Raw genomic sequence first — 16,928 nt, 5'->3', positions numbered from 1 at the left:
AAATTGAAAAGTTAAATAAATTTATCGGTAGTAAAAAGAATAAAGTTAATTATTGTCTAATATAAAAAGACATATGCAAGAAATTTAAGTTTAAAGATAAATCCAAAAACATATAAACAGACAGGAGGAACCACCTTGAACTACATTATACAAATAATCATCTTGGCAATATTTTTAATACTATTTATAAACTGGCTCTCCCAAAAAGCATTCCAAAAGAAGCTTAACTCTTTGCAGGCTATACTAATAACAGAAAATAATCCTGACAAGTATATAGAGGAAAATACAAAACTACTTGAAACTACTAAGAATCTATATAACAAGTCACTGATTTATATCAATATTTCTGCTGGACATGCAGTGAAGAAAAGCTACAGAAAAGCAAAGGAAGCACTAAAGAATATTCCAGAAAAAGGATTAAGAGGAATAAACAGAGTTGTGTATTTTAGCAATCTTGCATACTATCATTTTAAATTAGCTGAGACAAAGGAAGCTATAAAGATAGTAGAGGATAATAAAAAAGAGTTTGATTTATATCAGAACCACTCATTACTAGGCAAACATATAAAATTAAATCAGGTATATTATCTAAAGGCTAAAAAAGAGCTAGATACTGCAAGGGAGCTACTTGGAAAACTAAAAACTGAGTATACAGATGAAAAATATTTGCAAGAGCTTTCTGAAGTGAAGCTTTAGAATAAAAAAAGCTATAATCTCATATAGAACAGAAGAGATTATAGCTTTTTTTTGTAGAAATATTTTGAACTTATTTTTTAAGTTTGTCTATAAAATATTTGAATATTTTTTGAGAATCTTCGTTAGTTCTGCTCATCATTTCTGGATGCCACTGAACAGCGGCGATAAACTGACTATCATCTTCTTTTTCGATTGCTTCAATTATTCCATCTGGGGCACTTGCTGATATTTTAAATCCTGGTGCCAAGTTTTTGATAGCTTGATGATGGAAGCTATTGATTGAAATTTTAGATTTTCCTGTTGCTTTAAATAAGAATGAATCTTCGTTTATTATGATATCGTGAACTGGCATATCAGGGTTAGCATAGTTCATATGCTTTAGGTCTGTACCTTGGAAGCTGTTATCTTGATATAGACTTCCTCCATGAAAAACATTAGTAAGCTGACTTCCACGACAGATACCAAATATAGATTTTTGAAGTTTATTTGCTATTTCATAAGCCATGAATTCAAAGCTATCTCTCATAGGAGATAAGTCTCCTAGCTTATCACAGGGCTGTTCATTATATAGAATTGGGTTTAGGTCTTGACCTCCACTAAATAGTAAGCCATCACACATAGAGATTTGTCTTTCTAAGTTCTCAAAATATTGACTAGTAGGGATTAATATTGGAACTCCACCAGCTTCTTCTATTGACCTAGAGTAATCTTGATTTATAGTTATGCGTGGATAGCCTGGGAATAAATAATTTTTATCCATTTCTATATTTGTAAATATACCAACAATAGGTTTGCTCATAATTTTTCTCCTCGCTTAAATTAATTTAGTCTTTTATGAAACGCTTCTATTACTGCTAGAAACTACCTTCTTTTCTTTGTATAGTCCCATTTTGTAAGGAATGTATACTCCTATAGGTAGGATTACATATCCTATAATCATAGCCCATATAGCATAGGTATTTGTTACAGTTTCTCCGTTATCGTTTACCATTGAAAACTGCTCTGCCCATGAGAATTTGTAAAGTAAGAATGCTGATGTTACAAAAGCTATTATAGGAATTACAACATCTGTAAAGAACATTTTTTGTGCTGTTTCTATCTTTGGTTCTTTATTTTTATCATAGTAGAACATTATTACAGCCATAGGAACTACTAAAAATTGAATAAATCTAGATACTGAGCTTATTATCATGATTCCACGCATATTGTACTGGAAAGCCATAGGAACTGCGATGGCCATTGATGCTGTAACTAGGAAAGCGAATAGGGGAACTCCTTGCTTAGTTTTTTTAGAAAGAAACATAGGTAGCTGTCCCTCATCAGCCATAGCTTCAAAAATTCTTGGAGTACTGAAAGCTGCAGCTATATTGATACCAAACATAGATATAACTGCTCCGTAGATAATTATGTTTTTGATGAGTGGGTTTACAAAAGCAGAAGCTAAAATTACAGGTTCAGTTGAATTTAGTATGCCTTCAGGATTTATTATCATAGCTATACTCACTACACTTACATAGATTAGAGCAACTATTCCTATAGCTAAAGGAATTGCTTTTGGAAGATTTTTTTCTGGTTCTTCCATTTCAGAAGCAGCAGATGCAACTGATTCAAAGCCTGTATAGGCATAAAAAGCAGCTAAAATTGCACCTACAAAGATTGAAGCATCCATTGGTTTTACGATAAGCTCACCTGCAGTATCCACTGCTTGATTAATAGACATAAAATTGTTTTGTCCAGTTTTTAAAAATATTGCAAGTCCAGCAAATACTGCAACTAATAAAGCAGTTATTTTTCCTATAGTAGAAATATTGCTGGCTATTTTTGTTATGTAAGATCCAGAAAATACAATTGCTAAAAGTATTCCCATAAGTATTAAAAATCCAAGAGTTATATTGCCTTGCGTTTGGGCATCTGGTCCACCAAAGATTCCAAGTGTAGTACGTACTACAGCAGTCGCCATTACACCCCAAGCAATTGAGCCAGCTGCGAATCTAGTGATACCCACATAGTAACCGACTTCATTTCCAAAGGCTGCTTTTGAATATGCATAACCAGAGCCATTTTTAGAAATATACTTAGCGGCTGAAGCAAATGTAATTGCTAATATAATAGCGAATAATCCAGCTAAAATATAAACTAGAGGAGTATAAGTTCCTGCAACTTTTACAACTCCTGCGGGTGATAAGAAAATACCTGTACCAATAATGCCGTTGATGGTCAATAACACTATAGACCAAAAACCAAATTTTTTGTTCATGTCAATCATCTCCTTTTGTGATTATTTATAAAGTTCAGAATTTATTGTTCTATTAAGCATTATTGATGCCAAATTGTTAAAATAATAATTATATTATATAAAAATAATTTATAAGCGTTGAAATATAGGTATTCTTTAAAAGTGAATATTGATTTACGATTATAATACTACAGTAAAAGAATAATATAAAAGAAAAAATAATAGGATTAAATAGGATTAATACAACATAATATACTATTTATCCTATATAATTCTATTTATAAAGAATATAAAATTATGAGCAAAGTTTATCTATGGAGGGAATTATGAAAAGTATTGGGATAGTAACTGACGGAGTCAGCGAGTTAGGAAAGTTCCTAAAAGAAAATCTTGAAATGGTATTGAAAAATCATGTACAGATTAATAACTATTATATTAAAAGCTTGAAGGATGATTTTGTAATAGAGGATGATTTAATACTTATAATGATTGATAAAAAGCTCAAAGATATATCAAAGCATATAAAGAGCAAGGATAATGTAATTGTTATTGAGAGGACTATTATGTTATCAGCTTACCATGAATTGCTAAATATTCCTGCAGGGATTGATGTTTTGGTAGTTAATGACGATGATGAAACTACAAAAGAGACAGTTGAACTATTAATTGAGTTAGGGATTACACACATTAATTTAATTCCTTATGAAAAAGAAGGAAAATATAAAAACATGCAGCTTGCAATTACACCAGGAGAGAAAAGACATGTACCATACTATTTGGATGAAGTTATTGATATAGGTAATAGATATATAGATATATCAACTTTTTTTGTCATTATTTCAAAATTATCACTAAATCATGATGAAATAATAATAGAACTAAAGAAATATTTGGAATTAATCGTAAGCTTATATTCAGGAATGAAAGAAAAGGTCAGAGAAATATTTGTAAAAAAACAAGAGCTATCTACTCTATTTGAATTAGCAAACGATGGTATTTTGATTACAAATAAAAATGGAGAAATAAGACATGCAAATAGAAAATTTTGTGAGTTATTTAATATTGAAGAAATTAGTGATAGGAATATGAAGCAATTACTCCCTCAAAAATGGATTAGTAAGCTTCAAACTGATGATGTTTTAGATAATACTTTATTTGAAAATGATAAAAAGGTGTTTAATATAAACAAAAAGCCACTGACGTATTTAAATTCTACATATGGATATTATTATATTTTTCAAGAATTAACTTATATAAAGCAGCTAGAGCAAAGTTTATCGAGTAAGCTTAGAAATCTAGGACATGTTGCTAATTATACTTTTGATGATATAATCGCAAAATCTGACTCGATGGAGAAAACTATTGAGGTTTGCAAAAAAATAGCAAAGACGGATTTAACTGTACTATTAATAGGGGAAAGTGGTACAGGAAAAGAAATGCTGGCACAATCTATTCACAATGAGTCAAACAGAAAGAATCAGCCTTTTATTGCTATAAATTCGGCAGCTATGCCAGAGAATTTACTTGAAAGTGAATTGTTTGGATACGAAGAAGGAGCTTTTACTGGAGCGTTAAAAGGCGGAAAAAAAGGCTTGCTAGCTCAAGCTAACCATGGGACTGTTTTTCTGGATGAGATAGGCGATATGTCGATTCATCTTCAAACAAAGCTACTAAGAGTACTACAAGAAAAACAAATTATGGCTCTAGGATCGTCTAGTATTATGGATATAGATATAAGATTTATAGTTGCTACGAATAAAAATCTGGAAGTGCTTTCACTAGAGGATAAATTCAGAACAGATTTGTATTATAGAATCAACACTTGCCAGATTAATCTACCACCTCTTAGAGATAGAAAAAGTGACATTGTATTAATAGCTGAAAATTTTTTAGGAAATGAATATAAAATAGATAATAGTGTAAAGGGTACTTTGCTAAATCATGATTATAGAGGAAATATAAGAGAGCTAATAAATATTTTAAATTATGCTAAAGCAATTTCCAGTAATGATATAATTAAGTATAAGGACTTGCCAGAGTATATAATAAACAAGCAAAATCAGTCAGTTAAGCTAGAATGCATATATAGTACTCAGTCAAATAGTAAAGTAGATAAAGCTAGATTTATTCTTGAGACGATAAATAATCATGGGTCTATAGGAAGAAATATGCTCATACGTTTGGCTGAAAAGGAAAATGTACCAATAAAAGAAGCTGAACTAAAAAAAATACTTACCTTTTTAAAAAATCAAGGCTTTGTAGATTCGGGAAAAGGCAGAGCAGGAACATATATAACACAAAAAGGCTTGGAAGAATTAAGTAAACGACTATAGCAGGAGGTAATCATGAGGATAATTCACACTGGAGATTGGCATCTAGGAAAAAATCTAGAGGGCATGAGCAGATTGGAAGAGCAAGCTGAATTTTTAGAGGATTTTATTACAATTGTAGAGGATAATAGAGCTGATTTAGTTATTATAGCTGGAGACGTTTATGATAGCTTTACTCCATCAGCAAAAGCAGAGGTTCTTTTTTATAATACTCTTAAGAGATTATCTAAAGATGGGGAAAGATTGATACTCGTTATAGCTGGCAATCACGATAGCCCAGATAGATTAGTAGCGGCATGGCCGCTAGCCCAGCCACATGGAATTATCATGCTAGGAACTCCAAAATCAACAGTACCTATAGGCACTTATGGGAGACATGAAGTGATAAAGTCTGAGCCTGGAATAGTTGAAGTTATGATAGGAGAGGAAAAAGCTGTAATAGCTGCTATTGCTTTTCCTAGCGAGAAAAGACTCAATGAAGTTCTTTATCTAGGAACAGATGAGGATGAAGAAAAGCTAGAAAGCTATGAAGCTAGGATGATACAGTTATTCACTGAACTTGAAAAGCATTATAGAGATAATACTATAAATCTGCTTGTGTCTCATATTTTTGTTATGGGAAGTGAGGAAAGTGGCTCAGAGAGAAGTATTCAGCTAGGAGGGAGCTACCTTATAAATAGCAGTATCTTCCCGAAGAAAGCTCAATACATTGCACTAGGTCATGTTCATAAGCCTCAGATAGTTCATGGAACTGGTGGCAAGGCGAGATATTCTGGTTCGCCTATCCACTATAACAAGACTGAGATTAATTTTACTAAAAGTGTGGAGCGAATTGATGTAGTGGCAGGTAGAGATGCTGTAATTGAGAGAATTGCTCTACCTGTATACAAGCCTATAGAGGTGTGGAAATGTGAAAATTACGCAGAGGCTCTTGAAATGTGTGAAGCGAAAAAGGATGAATCTAGTTGGGTTTATTTAGAAATCAAAACGGATGAATATATCAGGGAAGATCAGATAAAGGAATTAAAGCTACTTAAAAAAGATATTCTAAGCATCAGACCTATTACATCTGAAGATATAAAAAGAGAAGAAATGATAAATGACCATAGAACCCAGTCGTTTGAAGAGCTATTTCAAGCATTTTATATAAAACAAAATAAAGTAGAGCCATCAGAGGAAACCAAGGAGACGATATATAAACTTTACTACGGGGAGGACTATGACAATGAAGCCAATTAGTTTATCTATCAAAGGGCTAAATAGCTTTGAAGAAGAGCAACATATAGATTTTTTGAAGCTTACTCAAAATGGTTTTTTTGGTATTTTTGGTCCTACAGGAAGTGGAAAATCAACTATACTAGATGGAATTTGCCTAGCTTTATATGGAGATATTCCAAGGGGTAAAGTAAATTTTATCAATCTAAATAGCGATAGAGCCTATGTGGAATTTGAGTTTCAAATTTCGGGGGCAGAAAATAGAAAATATAGAGTCAGCAGAGAGTTTAGAAGAGATAAAAAATCAGGAAGTCTTAGAAGTGATAAGTGTAAGCTAGTAGATGTAACCTACGATGAGCCTGAGATTTTAGAAGAAAGTGTAACAGCAATAACGAAAAAATGCGAGGCTATAATAGGCCTAAAAAAAGATGATTTTCTAAGAACTGTGGTTCTTCCTCAAGGTAAATTTAGCGAGTTTCTAAAGCTAGATGGAGCAGATAGAAGGAATATGCTAGAAAGGCTTTTTAACCTGTATGAATATGGGGATGAGCTGAGAAAAAAGCTAAGTAATAGTATGGATATAGAAAAAAGTAAATTGACTAGGCTAGAAGGAGAGCTTTCTGGTATAGGCGCTGTAGAGCCTGATGATTTACAAAACCAAGAGATTTTAGTTAAATCAAAAAAAGAAGAATATAAGCGAGCAAGTAGAGAAGCTGAGCTAATATTAGAAAAGCTTAATAAGCAAACTGAAGTATTTAAGCTACAAAATGAAAAGAAAACCTATGTAAGTCAGCTTGATGAAGCTCTAGCTAAAAAGCCTGAAATAGAAAATAAAGCTAGGTCTTTATCAATTTTTAAAAATGCAAATCAGCTAAAGGATATGATAGCTGATTTTGAAAAAACTAAATTAGAATTTGAAAGCAGTAATAACAAATTGTTTGAAATTGAATTAAAAAGAAAAGACTGCGCTGAGAAAAAAACTGAGATTGAAGCTAAATATAATATGGCAAAACAAGCCTATGAAACCGAGCTTCCAAATCTTTTAGCAAGAAAAGTGAAATATATAGAGGCGTTAGAAAAAGTAAAGGAGTTAGATACTCTAAAGCTAAAAATTGATGAGTGCAAGGCTCAGGAAATAGAGTTTAATAAAAAGCTAAACAAACTAAATATGGATAAAGAATATAAGCACAAAGAGCTAGAGAGTTTAAAAAAGGATATTGAAGAGATAACTTCTGTGATTGCTGAGCTAAAAGTAAGTGCTTTGTTTAGGTCTAAAGTGGAGACAGGATATCAGCTGAGCAAAGATATAACTAAGGAAGCGGAGAGAAAGACTAAGCTTGAAATAGAAAAAGCTAATATATCTAAAGAGTGCGAAGCAGATAATAAGGAAGTAGAAGCTATAAATTCTAAGCTAAAAGAATTAAAAGCCAAAGACCTCCTTATTCAGAAAGAAATGCTTGTATTAAATGAAATGCCTCTAGGTAACAGGGATGATTTAATCAAACTAAATGAAAGATTTAATTTAGTATCTCAGGCATGGAAATTAAATGAAGAAAAAAGTCGACGCATAGAGGAAGCAAATCATAAGGCTAATCTGCTAATAAATCAAGTGCAGGAGCTAAATAAAGCAAGAGCTGAGCAAAAATTTATTTTAGAAGAAGAGAGTAAAAAGCTAGAAAAGGCCAAAATAGAAAATCTAGCTCTAGAGCTAAGAAAAAGTTTAAGTCATGGGGAAAACTGTCCAGTTTGTGGGGCAGTAGAGCATCCATATCTTCATGATGAAGCTAATAATCTAGAGTCTTATTCTGATGATTTAGCAATTTATGAATCAAAGATAGAAGAAGCTACAAAATTAGTAACAAATTATGATGAAAAAATTAATAAGCTAGATACAGAGCTTGCTATATTAAGCAAGCAGATTGAAGAGGATACCTCAGAAATAGCTGACATAGATAAAAGCTTACTTGCAGCTTCTCCTAGCGATATCAAATTAGAATATGAAGCTTTAGATACTAGGATTAAAGATTTTGAAAAGAAGAAACAAGAGCTAGAGATAAATGAAAAAGCTTGCTTAAAAGAAATTTCTAGCTATGAAAATAAAAACGCTTCAATCACATCAAAACTTGAAGCGAGTAGTAGAAGATTAGAAATTTTAGAAAAAGATATGGCTGAGCTTTCTGAGTCATTAAAATTAAGTCAAGATAATCTATCAATGCTAAAAGAGGATTTAAAAGTTGAGGATTTTGAGCTTGAATATAAGAAAATAATTGAGATGGAAAGCAAAAGAGAAGCCTATGAAAAAGACTTAACAGAAAAAAATAAGCTTTGCAGTATGACAGAGAACTTATTAAAAGATATAGAAAAAGAAATAAATCTATCGAGTAACGATTTATCTACTGTATCTACAAGAAAAGACAGCTGGGAGTCTAGTTACAATGAACAAAAATCATCTTTAATCTCTAAGGTGGGTGAGCTAGATTCAGTAGCAGGATTTTTAAAAGATACAGAGTCTAAAATAACTGATGTTCAATCAAACTACAAAGAGCAAAGCAAGTTAAAAACAGAAGCTGAAAACGAATATAGTTCTTTAAACGAAGAATTCATCAAAGAAAACCAAAAGCTTATCGGACTTGATTTAAGAATTAAAGATATAGATAAGAATCTTCATATTAGACTTGCTGAGCTAGGCTTTGGGGATATTGAAGCTGTTAAGTTGAATTTCAAAGATCAAATAGAGCTTGATGCTATTGAAAAAGAAATCAAAGCCTATGAAAATAAACTGTCTAATCTAAGCTCTATTATCCAGACCCTAGACTCTAAGCTTGCTAGCAGAGGTGTAGATGAAGAGGAATTTAAAATGCTTGAAATTGAAGCAAAAGAAAAGCAAATAGCTCTTTCTGATTTAAACAAAAGCTTGATTTTGGAAAGCAAGAAATTAGATGAGCTAAAGCTTAAGCTTGAGTCGATAAAAGAAATTTTGGAGAAGAAAAATAGGATTGAAAAAAAGCAAGCTATATTAAAGGAATTAGAAACTCTATTTAAAGGAAATAGGTTTGTTGAGTTCGTAGCTACAGAAAGACTCAAATATGTTTCAAGAGAAGCCTCGAAAAGACTGCTTGATATCACTGGGGGAGGCTATAGCTTAGAAACTGATGACGATGGTATTTTCTTAATAAGAGACAATAAAAATGGAGGTGTGCTAAGAGATACCTCGACTCTTTCTGGTGGAGAGACCTTCCTAGCATCTCTTGCACTTGCACTTTCTCTATCAGCAGAGATTCAGCTAAAAGGGACAGCTCCTTTAGAATTATTTTTCCTAGATGAGGGCTTTGGGACTCTAGATGATAATTTACTTGAAGTGCTGATGAGCTCACTTGAAAAAATTCACAATGACAAGCTCAAGATAGGATTAATTTCTCATGTGGAATCTGTAAAGCAAAGAGTTCCAGTTAAGCTTATAGTTACTCCAGCAAAATCAGGCATCTGTGGAAGTACTATAAAAATAGAGCATAACTAAAATATGGATTAATAAGGAGGATGCTTATGTTTACAGATAAGGTTGCAGTAGTAACAGGAGGAGCAAGTGGTATAGGAAAAGTCATCTGTGATGAATTAAGAAAAAGTAATGCCAAGGTTTGTATTATAGATATTAAGGATAATGAATATTTTGTTGGTGATATAGCTGATGAAAAAGCCTTGATTTCTTTTGCAGATAAAGTAAAAGCTGAATATGGAAATATAGACTTTTTAATCAACAATGCAGCGCCACCAATGGGAGGACTAGACGATTACTCTTATGAAGATTTTAACTATGCACTAAAAGTAGGAGTAAGCTCTGCATTTATGCTTACAAAGCTATTCAAGGATAGCTTTAATCAAGGTGGAAGCATTATAAATATTTCATCTACTAGAGCTATAATGAGCCAAGCTAACACAGAATCCTATTCTGCCGCAAAAGGGGCTATATCGGCTCTTACTCATGCACTTGCTGTAAGTCTTTCTGGAAAAGTAAGAGTAAACTCTATAAGTCCCGGCTGGATAGAAACTCAAGATGCTGAGCATTCAGTTCTGGATAATGTGCAGCACCCAGCAGGGAGAGTAGGAAATTCCATGGATATAGCAAATATGATAATGTTTTTGCTAAGTGACAAGGCAGGTTTTATAACTGGAGAAAATATTACCATAGATGGCGGAATGTCACATATGATGATATATCATAACGACAAAGGCTGGAAATACAGTTTATAGCTGGGGATGCTAGATAATTACACTCAAATAAGGAGATTATGAAATGAATGTAGAATTATTATTGCAAGAATTATCATTAGTGTCTAAAAAATTTGAGCTGATCAACCAAAAAACTGGTGGATACTTTAATATATTTGAGATTACAGACATTTGGTCTGATGAGGTTATAGTTTGCAGAGTATTGCATGAAATTCTTTCTCCAGAAGGGACTCATTTTCAAGGAAATAAGTATTTGAAGAGATTCATTAAGGATGTTCTTAAGATGGATATGTCAGAAGAAGAGCTAGAGAGTGCAAAAGTATTTAGGGAATACAGAATAGATAATAATAGACGTATTGATATAGCTATTTCGACTATAAATCATTTTATTCCTATTGAGGTCAAAATCTATGCAGGAGAACAAGCAAATCAATGCTTTGACTATGCCAAAACAGCCAAGAATTCTAAGGTTTATTATTTGACGAGATTTGGCGATTTTCCAAGTGACTACAGTGCCAATGGTTTGACTAAGCAAGGTAATGGATATTTAGAAATTTCTTGTATTTCATTTTCTGAAGATATCATAAATTGGCTGGAGAGCTGTGCTTCTCAATCTGAGACGATAAAAATAGCTCCAATTCGGGAAGTTTTGTTTCAATTTATGATGACTATTCGAAAATTTACGAATCAGATGGAGGATGAAAAAGAAATGGAAATAGTAGATATACTTATGAAATCACCTGAGAACATGAAAAGTGCTTTAGACATTCAGAATTGTGTTAATCAAGCTAGAGTGAAATTGATGAAGCAATTATTTGCCAAAATTGAAAGCAAGGTTGGCAGAATTAAGTTGGAAAATGAATATGATTATGCTTCTGATGATTATAAAAATTGCAATGATTTCTATAAATATAAATATTCAACATATCCTGGAATCAGCTATGAGTATAAATCAAAGGTTAAGCCAAATATAGATATCTGGGTTAGAATAGAAATTGATAATCGGATATTTATTGGATACTGTTGCCCAGTTGATGGAAAATCTGTAAAGCAAGCATTGACGCAAGATGAAATAGAACAAATCCTTGGAGTAAAAACACATATTGACGATTGGTGGGCATACTGGGAATATGTACCAGATGGCAATGATGAACTATGCCCAAACTTCAAAGCAGCAAACGATGCTTATTTAAAACTTTTTAATGAAACTTTCTTAGAAAAGTTTACAACTAAGTGCGCTGCGAAAATTATTGAATTACTTAATAAATAAGAAGTTTTATTTCATTAACAATGCCACTTATAGAAATATTATAGAATAAAAAAGGAAAAGCTTTGACTACGAAGGTCTAGACTTTTCCTTTTTTTAAGTTTAGTTCATTGAGAATGTGGTTTATATTTTTTCAATATTTCATTTATGCTTTAGCTATTTCTTTACCAAAATCAACAGCTTTTTGCTTAGCTTCTTCATCAGGATTCCACTGGTGCTTGAAGCCTTCGCCTATGATTTCAAAACCAGCATTTTTAAGCATATCGTTTATAACCTTAGTTCCTTCTCCACTCCAGCCATAGCAACCAAAGCCACTTGCTTTTTTATTTTTGAATTTTAGCTCCTTCATGAAGTGAATAAAGCCAGCCACTGGATGAAGCACACTATTTCCAACAGTAGGAGAGCCTATTAGCACAGTTTTTGACTTGAATACTTCAGATATCAAATCATTATTATCGCATTTTGCGAGGTTGAATATTTTCACAGTAACATCTTTATCTTCCAAAGCTATTCCTTCAGCTATTTTTTCAGCTAATGTTTTAGTTCCATTCCACATAGTATCGTAGATTATTGTGATTTGATTTTCTTGATAGTTATCGTACCATTTAGCATATTTTTCAACTATTTGCATTGGATTATCTCTCCAGATAACACCGTGACTAGTAGCTATTATCTCGATAGGAAGATTAAGAGCTATAACCTCTTCGAGCTTCTTTTTCAAAATAGCGCTAAATGGAGTTAGGATATTTGCATAATATTTTAAAGCCTCGCTAAATAGCTCGCATTGATCAACTAAATCGTTATAAAGCATTTCTGTAGCATAATGCTGACCAAAAGCGTCATTGCTAAATAAAATATTATCTCCAGTTAAGAATGAAGCCATGCTGTCTGGCCAGTGAAGCATTGGCATTTCAACAAAAATAAGCTGTTTATTGTTTCCTACATCTAGAGTATCACCAGTTTTTACTACATTTAAATTCCAATCTTGGTGGTATTGACCTTTTAGTGATTTAACTGCATTTGCACTGCAATAAATAGGGGTATTTGGAATGTGCTTCATTAGCTCTGGAAGAGCTCCACTATGGTCTACCTCTCCATGGTTTATCACTATGTAGTCTATGGAGTTAAGGTCGATTTCACTTTTGAGATTTTCCACGAATTCATTTGCAAAAGGCATCCAAACAGTATCCACAAGTACAGTTTTTTCCTCTTGAATAAGGTATGAGTTATAGGTTGAGCCTTTGTGAGTAGAATAATCATCTCCATGGAATTTTCTCAGCTCCCAGTCTACTTTTCCTACCCAATGAACATTGTTTTTCAGATGTTTTTTCATTTTCGCAGTCTCCTTTTTCGTTATAATAATATTAATAGATTTTTATAGGACTATTGTGGTATATATACATATTATAACTATCCATTTATTTATAGCTGTAAACATATGGATAATAGGAGTGATTAAAATGAATTCAAATAATACCTATGTATATATTAATTCTGCTGAAGAACTGGAAAGAATGAAGCAAAATCCTGTATATATTTTGTATTTTAGTTCAGAGGATTGCAACGTGTGCCATAGTGTATTTCCAAAGCTTCTTGAGCTTAATGAGACTGCTAAGCTGCCTATAGGAAGGATTGATGTAAATCAAAATTTGGAGATAGCTGGACAGCATCTAGTGTTTAATATTCCAACTATATTAATTTTTAATGAAAATAGTGAAATTCTTAGAGAAAGTAGATTTATAGATTTTAGCAAGCTGGAAAGGATATTAAATCTTCTATGAGATGGAGAGGATTAGATGAAAATCAGCAAAATAAGGATTTTATCCGTTATACTAATAACCCTAATGTGTTCAGCGATATCTTATTTTTATCTAGTTTCACACAATGCTTTTGGGAAAATATATCAAGAAGAAACTAGAAATACAATAATAGAAATAAAAAAGACCTTTCTAAAAGACACTATAAATAATCTTTTTGTCGAGATTGATGTAGAAAGAGAACTGGAATACGAAAGATATAAATACTTTACTAAGCAAAGAGGAATTTCATTGGATTTTGCGTCTGAGGATGATGATGAATTTATAAAATTTTTTACTAATAGGTTTGATACTGATATAAAAAATTTAGGGAAGGATAATTATTGGACTATATTATTTTGGGATAACATCACGAATGAAGTAATTTACAATCCTCAAAGTGAGTATAAAAATGGCGACGATTTAGATTTTGTTATTGAAAGACTTAAGTCTGAGCTTCTTTCCTATGAAGAAGTAAAGCATGGTAGAGTATCAGGTATTTTTGGCGTGAAAACTAAATTTGTTGATGATAAAATCAAGCTAATCACAGCAGAAAAAATAAGAAGGCAGCGATTTGATGATGACTCATATATATGGGTAAGTCAAATATTAAATTATAATGGCGGAGACAATTATGCAATTAGGATAGTTCACCCTAATCTTCCAGAAACTGAAGGGAGCTTTTTAAGTACGTCGACTATGGATACTAGAGGCAATAAGCCTTATCTTGAGGAATTAGATGGAATAAATAAAAATGGAGAATTATTTTTTTCATATTATTTTAAGAAATTAAATAGTGATGAAATTGCAGAGAAGCTCTCATATTCGAGGCTATATAAGGATTTTGACTGGGTAATTGCAACAGGTGTATATATTGATGAGGTTGATGCCTACGTTGAAAATACTAATATTAAGAGCAAGTCATTGGCAAGAGAAATAGTGCTTCAATTAATGCTAGTGATTCTAATTGTAATGTCAGCAGGAATTGCTCTTGTTGTTCATACTGAAGGAATATACTCAAAAAAAATGAACAAAAGATTGAAAAATGAAGCTGACTACGATGCTCTTACAAATGCTTACAGCAGAAGAAGAGGGGTTGAAGAGCTAGCCAATGCCTATAGCTCGTTTGTCAAAGGTAGCCAGAATCCTACGCTTATGATGTTTGACCTAGATAGATTTAAGCTTATAAATGACAATTTTGGTCACGATATTGGAGACGTGGTTCTTAGAAGAACTGTAGAGGCTATAAATGAAATTATAAAGGATACTGACATTATAATCAGGTGGGGTGGAGATGAATTTATTGGTGTATTCTATGGCTTAAAGAAAGAGGAAGCTATAGAAATTGCTCAAAGGATATTGGATAAAATAAATTCTATTGAGATTCCAGTGAAAACTAGCGAAATAGATGATATAGTAAAAATAGAAATGTCTATAGGTGTGACTTATTTTTCTAAATCAGATAGACAGGCTTCAGATGCAGTAAAAAGAGCTGATGATGCGATGTATGAGTCAAAAGAAACAGGCAGAAATAAAGTTAGTTATTTTGATGTAGAAGATTTATAAATATTTTTTATCACATTTGATATAATTAGTATAAGCTCATAGTAATGCTTTGAGATTAAATAATAAATGGGGAGGTCTGTTATGAAGAAGTATCCTACACTTTTTGAAGCAGTAAAAGATGCCATTAATTTATGTGACAGCTGGAGATTTATGTATGCAGATGAAATCTACTATAAAGAAAATTTTCCAGGTATAGCACAGGTGTACGATGAAGATAGCATGGCTGATGAGGATAGTTTTTATGTAGTTGCTCCTAGTGGAGCTATAGGCTTTAGTGAAGATGAAGGAGAAACTATAGAGTGGCTATTTGTAAGAGCTGATAACCAAAAAGAGAAGCTACCTTCATCACTTGCTGAGATGGAGGGATAAGCTATGTCTGAAGTTTTGATTAATGTTACAAGAGGGCCAGTAGTAGAATCAATGCATAGAGGAGATGCAGTTGCTGTAGACAACAAAGGAAAGATATTATATCAAATAGGTGACCCATATAAGGTTACATATCTTAGATCATCAGCAAAGCCACTTCAAACTATAAATGTATTTTTAAGCGGAGCAGTAGATAAATATAAATTTGATGACAGCGAAATTTCCATTATGTGTGCATCGCATTATTGTGAAGATTTTCATTTAAAGGTAATTGATTCTATGCTTGAAAAGCTTGGACTTAACCTTAATAATCTAGATTGTGGCAGTATTTATTCCATTAGCCCGAAGCATTATGAAAGACAATTAAAGGAAAATCATGTACTTACTCAAGCAAACAACGATTGCTCAGGTAAGCACTGCGGAATGCTAGCTTCTTGCTTGGTAAAAGGATATAGCTTAGAGAACTACACCAAGTTTGAACATGAGCTTCAAAAAGATATATTAAATAGCCTTTCATATATGTGCGAAATTGAACCGGAAAAAATCAGTATAGGAGTCGATGGGTGTACAGTTCCAGTACATGCCATGCCTATTTATAATATGGCACTTGGATTTGCAAAGCTAGCTAATCCAGAAAATCTAGACTCTGATTATAAAGCTGCTTGTGAAAGAATTTTTGATGCAATGAATAATTCTCCGGAGATGGTGTCTGGTACAGATGGCTTTTGTACTGAGCTTATAAGGCATACCAATGGTAAATTAGTTGGCAAGCTAGGAGCAGAGGGGATTTACTGCATAGGTATAAAAGGAAAAAATATTGGACTTGCAGTTAAAATAGAAGACGGAAATTATTCTAGAGCGATAAATCCAGCAGTAATGAAATGCCTAGAGGATATGCAGGTTTTGGAGCCTAGTGAGCTTGAAAATCTAAAAAGCTTCTCAAGAATACCTAATTACAACAATAAAAATGAAGTAATAGGCTATATTGAGCCTTGCTTTGAATTTAATAGAATATAAAGTAAAAACTATATTATTAAGGCAGTAAAAGACTGCTGACGAGTATAGAAAATCTTATTTAATCAAAAAAACTTCCGTTAATCATTCTTAGGATTAACAGAAGTTTTTTTATGGATAAAACAAAGCGATAAAAAAGCAATTACATGAGTAATGGAAAAACATAGCTATAAAGAACTATATGAATATAAGTTTTATAGTAAAAAAATAATACT

13 protein-coding genes are annotated in these 16,928 nt (G+C 32.4%); 10 read left to right on the top strand and 3 right to left on the bottom strand.

Annotated features, from left to right (window positions below):
• Positions 1-135: 135 nt before the first annotated feature.
• Positions 136-696, top strand: coding sequence for a hypothetical protein (locus B5X47_RS07250; RefSeq protein WP_079589506.1), 561 nt, complete (start codon positions 136-138; stop codon positions 694-696).
• Between the two features lie 70 nt (positions 697-766).
• On the opposite strand, the gene B5X47_RS07245 is transcribed toward B5X47_RS07250, so the two are convergent.
• Entirely contained in the window at positions 767-1,495 is a 729-nt protein-coding gene (locus B5X47_RS07245) for a gamma-glutamyl-gamma-aminobutyrate hydrolase family protein (RefSeq protein ID WP_013360962.1), read from the bottom strand.
• A 33-nt stretch (positions 1,496-1,528) separates the two neighbouring features.
• A complete protein-coding gene (locus B5X47_RS07240; protein ID WP_079589505.1) occupies positions 1,529-2,953 on the bottom strand; it encodes an APC family permease in 1,425 nt (474 codons plus the stop codon).
• A gap of 305 nt (positions 2,954-3,258) precedes the next feature.
• Here B5X47_RS07240 and B5X47_RS07235 point away from each other — a divergent pair, with 305 nt between their 5' ends.
• From B5X47_RS07235 to B5X47_RS07215, 5 genes are read left to right on the top strand one after another with little or no spacing between them, the layout of a single operon-like run.
• Positions 3,259-5,265, top strand: a complete 2,007-nt coding sequence (locus B5X47_RS07235; RefSeq protein ID WP_159446428.1) for a sigma-54 interaction domain-containing protein — start codon at positions 3,259-3,261, stop codon at positions 5,263-5,265.
• A 12-nt stretch (positions 5,266-5,277) separates the two neighbouring features.
• Positions 5,278-6,501, top strand: coding sequence for an exonuclease SbcCD subunit D (locus tag B5X47_RS07230; protein ID WP_079589503.1), 1,224 nt, complete (start codon positions 5,278-5,280; stop codon positions 6,499-6,501).
• Entirely contained in the window at positions 6,488-9,994 is a 3,507-nt protein-coding gene (locus B5X47_RS07225) for an SbcC/MukB-like Walker B domain-containing protein (RefSeq protein WP_159446427.1), read from the top strand. Before B5X47_RS07230 ends, B5X47_RS07225 begins: the two co-directional genes overlap by 14 nt.
• A gap of 26 nt (positions 9,995-10,020) precedes the next feature.
• Positions 10,021-10,725, top strand: coding sequence for an SDR family oxidoreductase (locus B5X47_RS07220; RefSeq protein ID WP_079589501.1), 705 nt, complete (start codon positions 10,021-10,023; stop codon positions 10,723-10,725).
• 43 nt (positions 10,726-10,768) lie between these two features.
• Positions 10,769-11,974, top strand: a complete 1,206-nt coding sequence (locus B5X47_RS07215) for a PDDEXK-like family protein (RefSeq protein ID WP_079589500.1) — start codon at positions 10,769-10,771, stop codon at positions 11,972-11,974.
• Positions 11,975-12,116: 142 nt separating this feature from the next.
• On the opposite strand, the gene B5X47_RS07210 is transcribed toward B5X47_RS07215, so the two are convergent.
• Positions 12,117-13,304, bottom strand: coding sequence for an anaerobic nitric oxide reductase flavorubredoxin (locus B5X47_RS07210; RefSeq protein ID WP_079589499.1), 1,188 nt, complete (start codon positions 13,302-13,304; stop codon positions 12,117-12,119).
• 127 nt (positions 13,305-13,431) lie between these two features.
• Between B5X47_RS07210 and B5X47_RS07205 the strand changes: the two genes are divergently transcribed.
• The 4 genes from B5X47_RS07205 (at position 13,432) to B5X47_RS07190 (ending at position 16,716) form a co-directional block, all read left to right on the top strand.
• The gene (locus B5X47_RS07205; protein WP_079589498.1) at positions 13,432-13,752 is read left to right on the top strand and encodes a thioredoxin family protein; all 321 of its coding nucleotides are present in this window, start codon (positions 13,432-13,434) and stop codon (positions 13,750-13,752) included.
• Between the two features lie 15 nt (positions 13,753-13,767).
• Positions 13,768-15,333 (top strand): sensor domain-containing diguanylate cyclase, encoded by a 1,566-nt coding sequence (locus B5X47_RS07200; RefSeq protein WP_079589497.1) that lies wholly within the window; start codon positions 13,768-13,770, stop codon positions 15,331-15,333.
• An 81-nt stretch (positions 15,334-15,414) separates the two neighbouring features.
• Entirely contained in the window at positions 15,415-15,702 is a 288-nt protein-coding gene (locus B5X47_RS07195; protein ID WP_079589496.1) for a hypothetical protein, read from the top strand.
• 3 nt (positions 15,703-15,705) lie between these two features.
• Positions 15,706-16,716, top strand: a complete 1,011-nt coding sequence (locus tag B5X47_RS07190) for an asparaginase (RefSeq protein ID WP_079589495.1) — start codon at positions 15,706-15,708, stop codon at positions 16,714-16,716.
• Positions 16,717-16,928 lie beyond the last annotated feature (212 nt).

The sequence above is a fragment of the Acetoanaerobium noterae genome (genome assembly GCF_900168025.1).
In the GTDB taxonomy this organism is placed as follows: domain Bacteria; phylum Bacillota; class Clostridia; order Peptostreptococcales; family Filifactoraceae; genus Acetoanaerobium; species Acetoanaerobium noterae.
The sequence above is the reverse complement of the archived record's forward strand: the minus strand, read 5'-3'. Positions and strand labels throughout refer to the sequence as shown.